This is a genomic window from Streptomyces sp. NBC_01352 (assembly GCF_036237295.1).
Classification (GTDB): domain Bacteria; phylum Actinomycetota; class Actinomycetes; order Streptomycetales; family Streptomycetaceae; genus Streptomyces; species Streptomyces plumbiresistens.
Genome location: NZ_CP108354.1, coordinates 4827150 through 4841726 on the forward strand (window position 1 = coordinate 4827150; position 14577 = coordinate 4841726).

Here is a 14577-nt window from a genome sequence, read left to right on the forward strand (position 1 = left end):
AATCAGACCGCCCTCATCAGCAGGGTCGCGGCGACGAGGACCGCCGCACCGCCGAACATCGAGACCGCGTACGACCGTGCGAAGCCGTTCTGCAGCTTGCGCATCCGCCCGGAGAGGCCACCCATCGAGGCCGCCGTACCGTTGACGACGCCGTCGACCAGGGTGTGGTCGACGTACACCAGGGAGCGCGTGAGGTGCTCGCCGCCGCGGACCAGGACCACGTGGTTGAAGTCGTCCTGGAGCAGGTCGCGCCGGGCGGCCCGGGTGAGCAGCGACCCGCGCGGGGCGAGGACCGGGACCGGGCGGCGGCCGTACTGGGCCCAGGCGATCGCCACGCCGACGACCAGCACCACCATCGTGGCGAGGGTGACCGTCAGCGCGCTGACCGGCGGGTTTCCGTGGTCGTGGCCGGTGACGGGTTCCAGCCAGTGCAGGAAGCGGTCGCCGATGCTGAAGAAGCCACCCGCGAACACCGATCCGAAGGCCAGCACAATCATGGGGATCGTCATGGACCTCGGCGACTCGTGCGGGTGCGGTTCCGCGTGCTCGCCGCGGTGCTCGGCTGCGGGCTCCACACTCGGCTCGGCCGGAGAGGCCGTCTTGGTGTGACGCCAGCGTTCTTCTCCGAAGAACGTCATCAGCATCACGCGCGTCATGTAGTACGCCGTGATGGCCGCGCCCAGCAGGGCGCAACCGCCGAGGATCCAGCCCTCGGTGCCGCCCTTGGCGAAGGCCGCCTCGATGATCTTGTCCTTGGAGAAGAAGCCGGACAGGCCGGGAAAGCCGATAATGGCGAGGTAGCCGAGCCCGAAGGTGACGAAGGTGACCGGCATGTACTTCCTGAGGCCGCCGTACTTGCGCATGTCGACCTCGTCGTTCATGCCGTGCATGACCGAACCGGCGCCGAGGAACAGTCCGGCCTTGAAGAAGCCGTGCGTCACCAGGTGCATGATCGCGAAGACATAGCCGATGGGGCCGAGGCCCGCGGCCAGGACCATGTAGCCGATCTGCGACATGGTCGAGCCGGCCAGCGCCTTCTTGATGTCGTCCTTCGCGCAACCGACGATCGCACCGAACAGGAGCGTGACGGCGCCGACGATGGTGACGACGAGTTGCGCGTCGGGCGCCGCGTTGAAGATGGCCCCGGAGCGGACGATCAGGTACACGCCCGCGGTCACCATCGTCGCGGCGTGGATGAGGGCCGAGACCGGGGTCGGGCCCTCCATCGCGTCCCCGAGCCAGGACTGCAGCGGCACCTGGGCGGACTTGCCGCAGGCGGCGAGCAGCAGCATCAGTGCGATGCCGGTGAGCGTGGCCTCGGAGGTGTCTGCGACGAGTCCCGGCTCCTCATGGGTGCCGAGCACCGGGCCGAAGGCGAAGGTTCCGAAGGTCGTGAACATCAGCATGATCGCGATCGACAGGCCCACGTCGCCGACGCGGTTGACCAGGAAGGCCTTCTTGGCGGCGGTGGCGGCGCTGGGCTTGTGCTGCCAGAAGCCGATCAGCAGGTAGGAGGCGAGACCGACGCCCTCCCAGCCGACGTACAGCAGCAGGTAGTTGTCGGCGAGGACGAGCAGCAGCATCGCCGCGAGGAACAGGTTCAGATAGCCGAAGAAGCGGCGGCGCCGCTCGTCGTGCTCCATGTACCCGACCGAGTACAGGTGGATCAGCGAGCCGACGCCGGTGATCAGCAGCACGAACGTCATCGACAACTGGTCGAGCTGGAAGGCGACGTCCGCCTGGAAGCCCTCGACAGGCACCCAGCTGAACAGATGCTGGGTCAGTGTCCGGTGCTCGGCGTCCTTGCCGAGCAGGTCGACGAAGAGGATCGCACCGAACACGAAGGACGCGGCGGCCAGGGCCGTGCCGATCCAGTGGCCGACGGCGTCCAGCCTGCGGCCGCCGCACAGCAGGACCGCCGCTCCGAGCAGGGGCGCCGCGACGAGCAGCGCAATCAGGTTCTCAGCATTAGTCACGGTTCAGCGACCCCTTACAGCTTCATCAGGCTGGCGTCGTCGACCGAGGCCGAGTGGCGGGAACGGAACAGCGACACGATGATCGCGAGCCCGACCACGACCTCCGCGGCGGCGACGACCATCGTGAAGAAGGCGATGATCTGGCCGTCGAGGTTGCCGTGCATCCGGGAGAAGGCGACGAACGCGAGGTTGCAGGCGTTGAGCATCAGCTCGACGCACATGAAGACCACGATCGCGTTGCGCCTGATCAGCACCCCGGTGGCGCCGATCGTGAACAACAGGGCGGCGAGATAGAGGTAGTTGACGGGGTTCACTTCGACGCCTCCTCGGCCCGCTTGAGGTTGGCCTGCTCGATCCCGGTGCGCTCCAGGCGCTCCTCGGCGCGCTGCTCCAGAGCCCGCAGGTCGTTGAGCGCCTCCTGTGACACGTCACGGATCTGGCCGCGCTCCCGCAGCGTCTTGCTGACGGTGAGGTCGGACGGGGTGCCGTCGGGCAGCAGGCCCGCGATGTCCACGGCGTTGTGCCGGGCGTACACACCGGGCGCCGGCAGCGGCGGCAGGTGCTTGCCCTCGCGGACGCGCTCCTCGGACAGCTCGCGCTGGGTCTTGGCCCGCTCGGTGCGCTCGCGGTGGGTGAGCACCATGGCGCCGACGGCGGCCGTGATCAGCAGGGCGCCGGTGATCTCGAAGGCGAAGACGTACTTCGTGAAGATGAGGGCCGCCAGGCCCTCCACATTGCCGCTCGCGTTCGCCTGAGCGAGGCCGCTGAACTCCGTCAGGGAGGCGTTGCCGATGCCCGCGAACAGCAGGATGCCGAAGCCGAGCCCGCAGGTCAGGGCCAGCCAGCGCTGGCCCTTGATGGTCTCCTTCAGGGAGTCCGCCGCCGTGACGCCGACGAGCATCACCACGAACAGGAACAGCATCATGATCGCGCCGGTGTAGACGACGATCTGGACGACGCCGAGGAAATAGGCGCCGTTGGCGAGGTAGAACACCGCCAGGATGATCATGGTTCCGGCGAGACAGAGCGCACTGTGCACGGCCCGCTTCATGAAGACGGTGCACAGGGCGCCGATCACGGCGACGGTGCCGAGGACCCAGAACTGGAAGGCCTCTCCGGTGGAGGTGGAGTAGGCGGCGAGTTGCGCGCTCATCGGCCGATCACCTTCTCCGACGTCGGCTCGTCCTCGCCGAAGGTCGACGCGGCCTCCTGCGGAACCTCTCCCTTGGAGAGCGCGACCTGCTGCACCGTGCCGGGCGCGGCCTCGGTCACCAGGCCCCGGTAGTAGTCCTGCTCGTCCGTCCCCGGGAAGATGGAGTGCGGGCTGTCGACCATGCCCTCTTCGAGGCCGGCGAGCAGCTGCTCCTTGGTGTAGATGAGGTTGGCGCGGCTGGAGTCGGCCAGCTCGAACTCGTTGGTCATCGTGAGCGCGCGCGTGGGGCACGCCTCGATGCACAGGCCGCACAGGATGCAGCGGGCGTAGTTGATCTGGTAGACGCGGCCGTACCGCTCGCCCGGCGAGTAGCGCTCCTCGTCGGTGTTGTCGGCGCCCTCCACATAGATGGCGTCGGCGGGGCAGGCCCAGGCGCACAATTCGCAGCCGACGCACTTCTCCAGGCCGTCCGGATGGCGGTTGAGCTGGTGCCGTCCGTGGAACCGGGGGGCAGTGGTCTTCTGCTGCTCCGGGTACTGCTCGGTCAGCCGCTTCTTGAACATGGCCTTGAAGGTCACGCCGAAGCCGGCCACAGGGTTCTGGAAGCCAGGCTTCGTCTGCCCGGCCTCCTTGGGCTCCTCAGCCATCGGACGCCTCCTTTCCATCCGAAGATCCGTCACTCGCAGTATCCGGGCCACCACTGACAATCAACTCGCGCTCGCGGCGCGGACTGCGCCGCGGCACCGGCGGAAGCTCCTGCCCCGGCAGCGGAGGCACGGGGAACCCGCCCGCCATCGGGTCGAAGCCGACCGGTTCCTCGAGGGGCCGCTCGGCCACCCTCGCCTTCTCGCGGAACATGTCGACGACGAAGGAGAGCAGCAGCAGGGCGAGGACGCCGCCGCCGATGTAGAGGGCGATGTCGGCGAAGTCGTAGTTCTCGTTCCTGAGGGTCCGCACGGTGGCCACGAGCATCAGCCACACCAGGGAGACCGGGATGAGGACCTTCCAGCCGAGCTTCATCAGCTGGTCGTAGCGGACCCGCGGGAGGGTGCCGCGCAGCCAGATGAAGAAGAACAGCAGCAGCTGCACCTTGACGACGAACCAGAGCATCGGCCACCAGCCGTGGTTCGCGCCCTCCCAGAAGGTGCTGACCGGCCATGGAGCCCGCCAGCCGCCCAGGAAGAGCGTCACGGACACGGCGGAGACCGTCACCATGTTCACGTACTCGGCGAGCATGAACATCGCGAACTTGATCGACGAGTACTCGGTGTTGAAGCCGCCCACCAGGTCGCCCTCGGACTCCGGCATGTCGAAGGGGGCGCGGTTGGTCTCGCCCACCATCGTCACGATGTAGATCACGAAGGAGACCGGCAGCAGGACGATGTACCAGCGGTCCTGCTGCTGCTCGACGATCGTCGAGGTCGACATCGACCCCGAGTAGAGGAACACCGAGGCGAACGCGGCGCCCATGGCGATCTCGTACGAGATCATCTGCGCGCAGGAGCGCAGACCGCCGAGGAGCGGATAGGTGGATCCGGAGCTCCAGCCCGCGAGGACGATGCCGTAGATGCCGACCGAGGCGACCGCGAGGATGTAGAGCATCGCGATCGGCAGGTCGGTGAGCTGCATCGCGGTGCGGTGGCCGAAGATCGAGATCTCGTTGCCGGCCGGCCCGAAGGGGATCACCGCGATCGCCATGAAGGCCGGGATGGCCGCGACGATCGGCGCGAGGATGTACACCACCTTGTCCGCGCGCTTGACGACGAGGTCTTCCTTGAGCATCAGCTTGATGCCGTCGGCGAGCGACTGGAGCATGCCCCAGGGGCCGTGCCGGTTGGGCCCGATGCGCAGCTGCATCCAGGCGACGACCTTGCGCTCCCAGACGATGGAGAACAGCACGGTCACCATCAGGAAGGCGAAGCAGAACACCGCCTTGACGACGACCAGCCACCAGGGGTCGGTGCCGAACATCGAGAGGTCTTCAGCGGCGAGGTACGGGCTCATGCCTCCACCTCCTTGGGGGCTTCGGCGGCGAGCGTCGCCGGACCGATGCGGACGAGTGCGCCGGGCAGCGCCCCGGTGTCGGAGGCGACGCCGCCACCCAGGGAGTTCAGCGGGAGCCAGACCACGCGGTCGGGCATCTCGGTGATCCTGAGGGGCAGTTCGACCGTTCCGGTGCTCGCGGTCACAGCGAGCAGGTCGCCGTCCTTCACCCCGGCTTCGGCAGCCGTTGCGGGCGACACGCGCGCGTGGGCCGCGTGCCGCGTCCCGGCGAGCGCCTCGTCGCCCTCCTGGAGGACGCCCTGGTCGAGCAGCAGCCGGTGCCCGGCCAGTACGGCCTCACCGGCGGCCGGCCGCGGCAACTGCGCGGCGGTCTCCAGGGGTTCGGTGGCCCGGGGGCCGTCCCAGGCCCCGAGCCGGTCCAGCTCCGCACGCGCGGTCCGCAGATCCGGCAGACCCAGGTGTACGTCCATGGCGTCGGCCAGCATCTGCAGCACGCGCGCGTCGGTGGGTGCGAGGCGCCGGGTCATGTGGTCGGGCTTGAGCGCGGCCTCGAAGAAGCGCACCCTGCCCTCCCAGTTGAGGAAGGTGCCGGCCTTCTCGGCGACCGCGGCCACCGGCAGGACGACGTCCGCGAGTTCGGTGACCTCGCTGGGCCGCAGTTCCAGCGACACCAGGAAGCCGACCTCTCGCAGCGCCTCACGCGCGCGTGCCGGGTCGGGCAGGTCGGCGACCTCGACGCCCGCGACCAGCAGCGCCTGGAGCTCACCGCCGGCGGCGGCCTCGACGATCTGGCCGGTGTCGCGCCCGTAGCGGTGCGGGAGTTCGGCCAGGCCCCAGGCCACGGCGACCTCGTCCCGCGCGCGCGGGTCGGTGGCCGGACGCCCGCCCGGCAGCAGCGTGGGCAGCGCGCCCGCCTCGACGGCACCGCGCTCCCCCGCCCGGCGCGGGATCCACACCAACTGGGCGCCGGTCGCCGAAGCGGCCCGTACCGCGGCGGTCAGCCCGCCCGCCACGGCGGCCAGCCGCTCGCCCACGAGGATCACCGCGCCCTCGGTACGCAGCGCCTCGGAGGCCTTCGCGCCGTCGTCCTCCAGACCGACCCCGCTCGCGAGCGCGTCCAGCCACTCGGTCTCGGTGCCGGGAGCTGCGGGCAGCAGCGTGCCGCCGGCCTTCTCCAGGCCACGCGTGGCGTGCGTGGCGAGGGAGAACACCTTCTGCCCGTGCTTGCGCCAGGCCTTGCGCAGCCGGAGGAAGACGCCGGGCGCCTCCTCCTCGGCCTCGAACCCGACCAGCAGAACGGCGGGTGCCTTCTCCAGGGCGGTGTACGTGACGCCCGTACCGTCGAGGTCCCGGCCGCGTCCGGCGACCCGGGCGGCCAGGAAGTCGGCCTCCTCGGGGCTGTGCACGCGCGCGCGGAAGTCGATGTCGTTGGTGTCGAGCGCCACGCGCGCGAACTTGCTGTAGGCGTAGGCGTCCTCGATGGTGAGCCGGCCGCCGGTCAGGACACCGGTCCGGGCCCGTGAGGCGAGCAGGCCCTGAGCGGCGATCTGCAACGCCTCCGGCCAGGACGCCGGCACGAGGTCGCCCTCGGCGTTGCGCACCAGCGGGTGCTGGAGCCGGTCCCGCTGCTGGGCGTACCGGAATGCGAAGCGCCCCTTGTCGCAGATCCACTCCTCGTTGACCTCGGGGTCCTCGGCCGCGAGCCGCCGCATGACCTTGCCGCGCCGGTGGTCGGTGCGCGTGGCGCAACCGCCGGAGCAGTGCTCGCACACGGACGGCGAGGAGACCAGGTCGAAGGGGCGGGAGCGGAATCGGTACGCCGCCGAGGTCAGCGCGCCGACCGGGCAGATCTGGATGGTGTTGCCGGAGAAGTACGACTCGAAGGGGTCGCCCTCACCGGTGCCGACCTGCTGGAGCGCGCCCCGCTCGATCAGCTCGATCATCGGGTCGCCCGCGACCTGGTTGGAGAACCGGGTGCAGCGGGCGCACAGCACGCACCGCTCACGGTCGAGCAGCACCTGCGTGGAGATCGGCACGGGCTTCTCGTAGGTCCGCTTCTTTCCCTCGAAGCGGGACTCGGCCTGACCGTGCGACATGGCCTGGTTCTGCAGCGGGCACTCGCCGCCCTTGTCGCAGACCGGGCAGTCCAGCGGGTGGTTGATGAGGAGCAGCTCCATCACACCGTGCTGTGCCTTCTCGGCGACCGGCGAGGTGAGGTGGGTCTTCACCACCATCCCGTCCGTGCAGGTGATGGTGCACGACGCCATGGGCTTGCGCTGGCCCTCGACCTCGACGATGCACTGGCGGCAGGCGCCGGCCGGGTCGAGGAGAGGGTGGTCGCAGAACCGGGGGATCTCGATGCCGAGTTGCTCGGCGGCCCGGATGACCAGGGTGCCCTTGGGCACGCTGATCTCCACGCCGTCGATCGTCAGCGACACGAGATCTTCCGGCGGGACCGCCGCCTCTCCCCCGCCCGAAGGAGCGTTGGTGGTCACGGTCATGCGTTCACCTCCGTGCGGTGGTCGGCCCAGGCCGTCGACTTGGCCGGGTCGAAGGGGCAGCCACGGCCCGTGATGTGCTGCTCGTACTCCTCGCGGAAGTACTTGAGCGAGGAGAAGATCGGCGAGGCGGCGCCGTCGCCGAGGGCGCAGAAGGACTTGCCGTTGATGTTGTCGGCGATGTCGTTCAGCTTGTCGAGGTCGGACATGACGCCCTTGCCGGCCTCGATGTCGCGCAGCAACTGCACGAGCCAGTACGTCCCTTCACGGCACGGTGTGCACTTGCCGCAGGACTCGTGGGCGTAGAACTCGGTCCAGCGGGTCACGGCACGCACGACGCAGGTCGTCTCGTCGAAGCACTGCAGAGCCTTTGTGCCGAGCATGGAACCCGCGGCGCCCACTCCTTCGTAGTCAAGAGGGACGTCGAGGTGCTCCTCGGTGAACATCGGCGTCGAGGAGCCGCCGGGCGTCCAGAACTTCAGCCGGTGCCCGGGCCTCATCCCGCCGCTCATCTGGAGGAGTTGGCGCAGGGTGATGCCGAGCGGGGCCTCGTACTGGCCGGGGCTGGCGACGTGGCCGCTGAGCGAGTAGAGCGTGAAGCCCGGGGACTTCTCGCTGCCCATCGACCTGAACCATTCCTTTCCTTTTTGCAGGATGGCGGGAACCGACGCGATCGACTCGACGTTATTCACAACAGTCGGGCACGCATAGAGGCCCGCGACAGCAGGGAAAGGGGGACGGAGCCGCGGTTGACCCCGGCGGCCTTCGAGCGAGTCGAGCAGTGCGGTCTCCTCACCGCAGATGTACGCGCCCGCGCCCGCGTGCACGGTGAGCTGGAGGTCGAGTCCGCTGCCCAGGATGTTCTCGCCCAGGTAGCCCGCCTCGTAGGCCTCACGCACGGCCTCGTGCAACCGCCGCAACACAGGGACGACTTCACCGCGCAGATAGATGAAGGCATGCGAAGACCTGATGGCATAACACGCGATGACAATGCCCTCGATGAGGCTATGCGGGTTCGCGAAGAGGAGCGGAATGTCCTTGCACGTTCCGGGCTCCGACTCGTCGGCGTTGACAACTAGATAGTGCGGCTTTCCATCCCCCTGGGGAATGAACTGCCATTTCATTCCCGTGGGGAATCCCGCACCGCCGCGACCGCGCAGACCGGAGTCCTTGACGTACGCGATCAGGTCGTCCGGCGACATGGCGAGCGCCTTGCGGAGTCCCTCGTACCCTTCGTGCCTTCGGTAGACGTCCAGCGTCCAGGACCTGTCCTCGTCCCAGAAGGCCGACAGCACGGGTGCGAGCAGCTTCTCGGGGCTGGTGTCTTTGATCTCGGGTGCCAAGGTCATCACTCCCCCTCCTCGGCGGTAGGCCCTGCCGGGTGGGCCGGGTCGGAGGCCGACGTGTCCTGCGGCGCGTCGTGCGAGCTCAAGTGCTCCGTCGGTGACGGGTGGTGCACCGCTGTGTCGTGCGGCTCGTCGTGCGGTCCGCCGTCGTGCGGTCCGCCGTCGCGCGGATGGACCACGCGCGCGGGTGCGGCCTCTCCCCTTGCCAGGCGAAGGCCCACCAGCGAAGCGGGTCCCGCTCCGCCGCTCGCGTCGACCGCCCCGGGCCGCTCGTCGGGGAAGCCGGCCAGGATCCGGGCGGTCTCCTTGAAGGTGCACAGCGGCGCCCCGCGCGTGGGCTCGACCGGCCGCCCCTCGATCAGGTCGTCGACGAGGCGCTTGGCGCTCGCCGGGGTCTGGTTGTCGAAGAACTCCCAGTTGACCATCACGACCGGCGCGAAGTCGCAGGCCGCGTTGCACTCGATGTGCTCCAGGGTGACCTTGCCGTCCTCGGTGGTCCCGCCGTTGCCGACGCCCAGGTGCTCCTGGAGGGACTCGAAGATCGCGTCGCCGCCCATGACCGCGCACAGCGTGTTGGTGCAGACGCCGACCTGGTAGTCACCGCTCGGCCGGCGCCGGTACATGGTGTAGAAGGTGGCGACCGCGGTGACCTCGGCCGTGGTCAGGCGGAGCACGTCCGCGCAGAACTGCATCCCGGTGCGCGTGACATGGCCCTCCTCCGACTGCACGAGATGCAGCAACGGCAGCAGGGCCGAGCGGGAGTCCGGATAGCGGGCGATGATCTCCCGCGCGTCCGTCTCCAGCCGGGTGCGGACGTCGTCCGGGTATGCGGGCGCGGGCAGCTCGGGCATGCCCAGGCTGACGCCCCGCTCCGAAGAAGAGGTGGTCACCGGTCGACGCCTCCCATCACGGGGTCGATGGACGCGACAGCGACGATGACGTCGGCGACCTGGCCGCCCTCGCACATCGCCGCCATCGCCTGCAGGTTGGTGAAGGACGGGTCCCGGAAGTGGACCCGGTAGGGGCGGGTGCCTCCGTCGGAGACGGCGTGCACCCCGAGCTCGCCCTTGGGCGACTCGACGGCCGCGTACGCCTGTCCCGGCGGTACCCGGAAGCCCTCGGTGACCAGCTTGAAGTGGTGGATCAGGGCCTCCATGGAGGTGCCCATGATCTTCTTGATGTGGTCGAGGGAGTTGCCCAGACCGTCCGGCCCCAGGGCGAGCTGGGCGGGCCAGGCGATCTTCTTGTCGGCGACCATGACCGGGCCGGGCTGCAGCCGGTCCAGGCACTGCTCGACGATCCTGAGGGACTGACGCATCTCCTCCAGCCGGATCAGGAAGCGGCCGTAGGAGTCGCAGGAATCGGCGGTGGGGATGTCGAAGTCGAACGTCTCGTAGCCGCAGTACGGCTGCGACTTGCGCAGGTCGTGCGGCAGGCCGGCGGAGCGCAGGATCGGGCCGGTGGCGCCGAGGGCCATGCAGCCGGTCAGGTCGAGATAGCCGACGTCCTGCATGCGGGCCTTGAAGATGGGGTTCCCGGTGGCGAGCTTGTCGTACTCCGGGAGGTTCTTCTTCATCTTCTTCACGAACTCGCGGATGTGGTCCACCGCGCCGGGCGGCAGGTCCTGCGCGAGTCCGCCGGGGCGGATGTACGCGTGGTTCATCCGCAGGCCCGTGATGAGCTCGTAGATGTCGAGAATCATTTCACGATCACGGAATCCGTAGATCATGATCGTGGTGGCGCCGAGTTCCATGCCGCCGGTGGCGATGCACACCAGGTGCGAGGACAGCCGGTTCAGCTCCATCAGGAGCACCCGGATGAGGGTGGCGCGGTCGGGGATCTGGTCCTCGATGCCGAGGAGCTTCTCGACGGCGAGGCAGTAGGCGGTCTCGTTGAAGAAGGACGTCAGGTAGTCCATGCGCGTCACGAACGTGGTGCCCTGCGTCCACGTGCGGAACTCGGTGTTCTTCTCGATGCCGGTGTGGAGGTAGCCGATGCCGCACCGGGCTTCGGTGACCGTCTCGCCGTCGATCTCCAGGATGAGGCGCAGCACGCCGTGGGTGGAGGGGTGCTGGGGGCCCATGTTGACGACGATGCGCTCGTCGTCGGCGCGGGCCGCGGACTGGACGACCTCGTCCCAGTCGCCGCCGGTGACCGTGTATACGGTGCCTTCGGTGGTCTCCCTGGGGGAGGCGTGGGAAGTGCTCACGAGTACGACCTCCGCTGGTCCGGAGCCGGGATCTGGGCGCCCTTGTACTCGACGGGGATGCCGCCGAGGGGGTAGTCCTTGCGCTGCGGGTGGCCCTGCCAGTCGTCCGGCATCATGATCCGCGTCAGGGCCGGGTGACCGTCGAAGACGATGCCGAAGAAGTCGTAGGTCTCGCGCTCGTGCCAGTCGTTGGTCGGATACACGGAGACCAGCGACGGGATGTGCCGGTCGCTGTCCGGAGCGCTGACTTCCAGGCGGATCAGCCGGTTGTGGGTGATCGAGCGCAGGTGGTAGACGGCGTGCAGCTCGCGACCCTTGTCGTGCGGGTAGTGGACCCCGCTCACGCCCGTGCACAGCTCGAAGCGCAGGGCGGGGTCGTCGCGCAGGGTGCGGGCGACGCGCAACAGGTGCTCGCGTTCGATGTGGAAGGTGAGCTCGTCGCGGTCGACGACCGTCTTCTCGATCGCGTTCTCGGGGAGGAGGCCCTGCTCTTCCAGCGCGCCTTCCAGCTCGTCGGCGACCTCGTCGAACCATCCCCCGTAGGGGCGGCTCGTCGGGCCCGGGAGCCGGATGGAGCGGACCAGGCCGCCGTAGCCGGAGGTGTCGCCGCCGTTGTTGGCGCCGAACATGCCGCGCTGGACGCGGATCTCCTCACCGCCCTCGCCGCGCTGGCCGGGGAGGTTGGAGGCGCCGAGGTCCTTTTCGGGATTCACCCCGTTCGACGCCCCGTTGGTGCCGTTCGCGTCGCTCACCGCAGCAGCCCCTTCATCTCGATCGTCGGCAGGGCCTTGAGCGCCGCTTCCTCCGCCTCACGGGCCGCCTCCTCGGCGTTCACGCCGAGCTTGGAGGACTGGATCTTCTGGTGGAGCTTGAGGATGGCGTCCATCAGCATCTCGGGCCGTGGCGGGCAGCCGGGCAGATAGATGTCGACCGGCACGATGTGGTCGACGCCCTGGACGATGGCGTAGTTGTTGAACATGCCGCCCGAGGAGGCGCAGACCCCCATGGAGATCACCCACTTCGGGTTCGGCATCTGGTCGTAGACCTGCCGGAGCACCGGCGCCATCTTCTGGCTGACCCGGCCGGCGACGATCATCAGGTCCGCCTGCCGCGGCGAACCGCGGAAGACCTCCATGCCGAAGCGCGCCAGGTCGTAGCGGCCGGCGCCGGTGGTCATCATCTCGATGGCACAGCAGGCGAGGCCGAAGGTGGCGGGGAAGACGGACGACTTGCGCACCCAGCCCGCGGCCTGCTCGACGGTGGTCAGCAGGAAACCGCTCGGCAGCTTTTCTTCGAGTCCCATGGCTAAAGGCCCCTCAGTCCCATTCCAGGCCGCCGCGCCGCCATACGTACGCGTACGCGACGAAGACGGTGAGCACGAAGAGCAGCATCTCCACGAGCCCGAAAACACCCAGGGCGTCGAAGGTGACGGCCCAGGGGTAGAGGAAGACGATCTCGATGTCGAAGACGATGAAGAGCATCGCCGTCAGGTAGTACTTGATGGGGAAGCGCCCGCCGCCGGCCGGCGTGGGGGTCGGCTCGATCCCGCACTCGTAGGCCTCGAGCTTGGCCCGGTTGTACCGCTTCGGACCGATCAGCGTGGCCATGACCACGGAGAAGATCGCAAAGCCTGCCCCGAGGGCTCCCAGTACGAGGATGGGCGCATACGCGTTCACCGCTCCTCGCTCCTCTCAGTCGGCACTGACTGCTGGCGATGGCACATCGGACTCACATCCGCCTCACATGTCCCGAGAGCCCCGCTAGTCCCGGCGAAGATCGCGAACATGTGAAGCAGGTCACAAGCCCAACTGCCTCGCATCTTATGCCTGCCGCTCTGTGATCTGCGACACGGGGTATTGCACAAGCTTTGTGATCTCCACCACCTGACGAAGGATCATGAAGCCGGACGAGTGTCGATCTTCGTACGAGAAGCGTCCGAGTGATCACCAGACGTGACAGTTTCGCTCGTCGGTGCAGGTCGAAAGGTGAGTCTCCATATCAAGAGACTTCCCTTGCATGCAAATTGGTGCTGGACGCGACACCTTGATAGAGGACCGCGTTCACACATCAGGGGGAGCCGCGGTGCGCGGTGTGGACGCGTGCACACATTCACGAGCTCGGCTCGACGCGTTCCGCACACCGGACGCACCCGCACTCGTAACCGTTGCGTGACCTCCACCACACCCCCGAGAAGCCCACGAGAAGCGGGGTTGGCCACCTGTCCCAACCAGTGGTAGGTGGCGGGCAATTCGGGCGTAACAATGAAAGCCCATGATCACAGGCATGATCACTCGCGTCCGCAATGTCCGTTACGGCGTCAATAAAGAACGACACGCCCGGCGTTCGGAACACCGATTGAACAACTGTGGCGCACCACACGTTTCTTGAAGGTATGGAGGAGCCCCTGATACCGGTTGTTCTCATGTCCCACACCGCTCACATACGCAGCCACCGGAAGCCCCGCCGCAGCGCGTCGAAAATCGCGATGCGGGCCGGAGTTGCCGGTGGCGTTCTCAGCACCCTGGCAGTGGCCGGGGCGTCGGGTTCGGCGAACGCTGCCGAGCCTGTGACGCAGACGCTTGAACTGCCCACCCTGACGGCCGACCTGGCCACGCAGGTCGCCGAGTCCGCCGACGCCACACAGCAGGCGGCGGCGAACTACCAGCTGCAGGCCGAGCGTGACGCGGCCGCCGCAAAGGCCGCGAAGCAGGCCAAGGCGGACCTCGCGGAGGCGAAGCAGAAGGCCGAGGACAAGAAGAAGGCGGCCCAGGAGGCCGCTCGCAAGGCCGCTGCCGAGCGCGCGTCCCGCACCACCGAGCGGGCCACCCTGTCCGCCTCGGCGAGCGCCAGCACGTCCACGAGCACGTCCACGGCCACCGGCACGGCCGCCGCGGTCATCGCCTTCGCCAAGGCGCAGGTCGGTGACGCCTACGTCTCCGGCGGCACCGGCCCGAACTCCTGGGACTGCTCCGGCCTCATGCAGGCCGCCTTCAAGCAGGTCGGCATCGACCTGCCGCGCGTCTCGCAGGACCAGTCGACGGCCGGCACCCAGGTCTCGCTCGACAACCTGCTGCCGGGCGACATCCTGTACTGGGGCAGCGCGGGCAGCGCGTACCACGTGGCGGTGTACGTCGGTGACGGCATGTTCGTCGGCGCGCAGAACCCGTCCACGGGCGTCGCCGAGAAGCCGCTGTCCTACGACCCGCCGACCGGAGCGGTGCGGGTGCTCTGACGCGAGCGACAACAGTACGGATGGGGCCGCAGCCGCTCGAGGGCTGCGGCCCCATCCGGCTCGTCCGAGGCCGGAGCCGGTCGTCGATCCAGTCCGTCCGCAGGGCGTCGCACGGGGCGGGTTCCCCGGCGCCCGTCAGGAACCGTCTGCGGGAGTGGC

The 14577-nt window shown here is 68.5% G+C and carries 13 protein-coding genes; 1 reads left to right on the forward strand and 12 read right to left on the reverse strand.

Features of this window, described 5'->3' with window-relative positions; genetic code table 11:
* Window positions 1-2 precede the first annotated feature (2 nt).
* The 12 genes from nuoL to OG252_RS22345 are packed head-to-tail and all read right to left on the reverse strand — an operon-like array spanning window position 3 to window position 12862.
* On the reverse strand, window positions 3-1976 hold the full coding sequence (gene nuoL, locus OG252_RS22290) for an NADH-quinone oxidoreductase subunit L (protein ID WP_266435341.1): 1974 nt from the start codon (window positions 1974-1976) through the stop codon (window positions 3-5).
* A 14-nt stretch (window positions 1977-1990) separates the two neighbouring features.
* A complete protein-coding gene (nuoK, locus tag OG252_RS22295; RefSeq protein ID WP_004927567.1) occupies window positions 1991-2290 on the reverse strand; it encodes an NADH-quinone oxidoreductase subunit NuoK in 300 nt (99 codons plus the stop codon).
* The gene (locus OG252_RS22300) at window positions 2287-3129 is read right to left on the reverse strand and encodes an NADH-quinone oxidoreductase subunit J (RefSeq protein WP_266435343.1); all 843 of its coding nucleotides are present in this window, start codon (window positions 3127-3129) and stop codon (window positions 2287-2289) included. The genes nuoK and OG252_RS22300 overlap by 4 nt, the downstream gene beginning before the upstream one ends.
* Entirely contained in the window at window positions 3126-3776 is a 651-nt protein-coding gene (nuoI, locus tag OG252_RS22305; RefSeq protein WP_266435345.1) for an NADH-quinone oxidoreductase subunit NuoI, read from the reverse strand. The genes OG252_RS22300 and nuoI overlap by 4 nt, the downstream gene beginning before the upstream one ends.
* Entirely contained in the window at window positions 3769-5133 is a 1365-nt protein-coding gene (gene nuoH / locus OG252_RS22310; protein ID WP_266435347.1) for an NADH-quinone oxidoreductase subunit NuoH, read from the reverse strand. The genes nuoI and nuoH overlap by 8 nt, the downstream gene beginning before the upstream one ends.
* The gene (locus OG252_RS22315) at window positions 5130-7634 is read right to left on the reverse strand and encodes an NADH-quinone oxidoreductase subunit G (RefSeq protein ID WP_266435349.1); all 2505 of its coding nucleotides are present in this window, start codon (window positions 7632-7634) and stop codon (window positions 5130-5132) included. Before OG252_RS22315 ends, nuoH begins: the two co-directional genes overlap by 4 nt.
* Complete coding sequence (gene nuoF / locus OG252_RS22320; RefSeq protein ID WP_329338178.1) at window positions 7631-8983, reverse strand: NADH-quinone oxidoreductase subunit NuoF; 1353 nt, start codon at window positions 8981-8983, stop codon at window positions 7631-7633. Before nuoF ends, OG252_RS22315 begins: the two co-directional genes overlap by 4 nt.
* A complete protein-coding gene (gene nuoE, locus OG252_RS22325; RefSeq protein ID WP_329338179.1) occupies window positions 8980-9867 on the reverse strand; it encodes an NADH-quinone oxidoreductase subunit NuoE in 888 nt (295 codons plus the stop codon). Before nuoE ends, nuoF begins: the two co-directional genes overlap by 4 nt.
* Entirely contained in the window at window positions 9864-11186 is a 1323-nt protein-coding gene (locus OG252_RS22330; RefSeq protein ID WP_266435355.1) for an NADH-quinone oxidoreductase subunit D, read from the reverse strand. Before OG252_RS22330 ends, nuoE begins: the two co-directional genes overlap by 4 nt.
* Window positions 11183-11938, reverse strand: coding sequence for an NADH-quinone oxidoreductase subunit C (locus OG252_RS22335; protein ID WP_266435357.1), 756 nt, complete (start codon window positions 11936-11938; stop codon window positions 11183-11185). The genes OG252_RS22330 and OG252_RS22335 overlap by 4 nt, the downstream gene beginning before the upstream one ends.
* A complete protein-coding gene (locus OG252_RS22340) occupies window positions 11935-12489 on the reverse strand; it encodes a NuoB/complex I 20 kDa subunit family protein (protein ID WP_018528252.1) in 555 nt (184 codons plus the stop codon). Before OG252_RS22340 ends, OG252_RS22335 begins: the two co-directional genes overlap by 4 nt.
* Window positions 12490-12502: 13 nt before the next feature.
* Entirely contained in the window at window positions 12503-12862 is a 360-nt protein-coding gene (locus tag OG252_RS22345) for an NADH-quinone oxidoreductase subunit A (RefSeq protein WP_007383963.1), read from the reverse strand.
* Between the two features lie 746 nt (window positions 12863-13608).
* Here OG252_RS22345 and OG252_RS22350 point away from each other — a divergent pair.
* Window positions 13609-14418, forward strand: coding sequence for a C40 family peptidase (locus OG252_RS22350; RefSeq protein WP_266435361.1), 810 nt, complete (start codon window positions 13609-13611; stop codon window positions 14416-14418).
* Window positions 14419-14577 lie beyond the last annotated feature (159 nt).

Coding starts and splice junctions, on each gene's coding strand:
- OG252_RS22300 (WP_266435343.1), bottom strand. CDS start 3,129: ATGAGCGCGCAACTCGCCGCCTACTCCACCTCCACCGGAGAGGCCTTC.
- nuoI (WP_266435345.1), bottom strand. CDS start 3,776: ATGGCTGAGGAGCCCAAGGAGGCCGGGCAGACGAAGCCTGGCTTCCAG.
- OG252_RS22350 (WP_266435361.1), top strand. CDS start 13,609: ATGTCCCACACCGCTCACATACGCAGCCACCGGAAGCCCCGCCGCAGC.
- OG252_RS22315 (WP_266435349.1), bottom strand. CDS start 7,634: ATGACCGTGACCACCAACGCTCCTTCGGGCGGGGGAGAGGCGGCGGTC.
- OG252_RS22340 (WP_018528252.1), bottom strand. CDS start 12,489: ATGGGACTCGAAGAAAAGCTGCCGAGCGGTTTCCTGCTGACCACCGTC.
- nuoH (WP_266435347.1), bottom strand. CDS start 5,133: ATGAGCCCGTACCTCGCCGCTGAAGACCTCTCGATGTTCGGCACCGAC.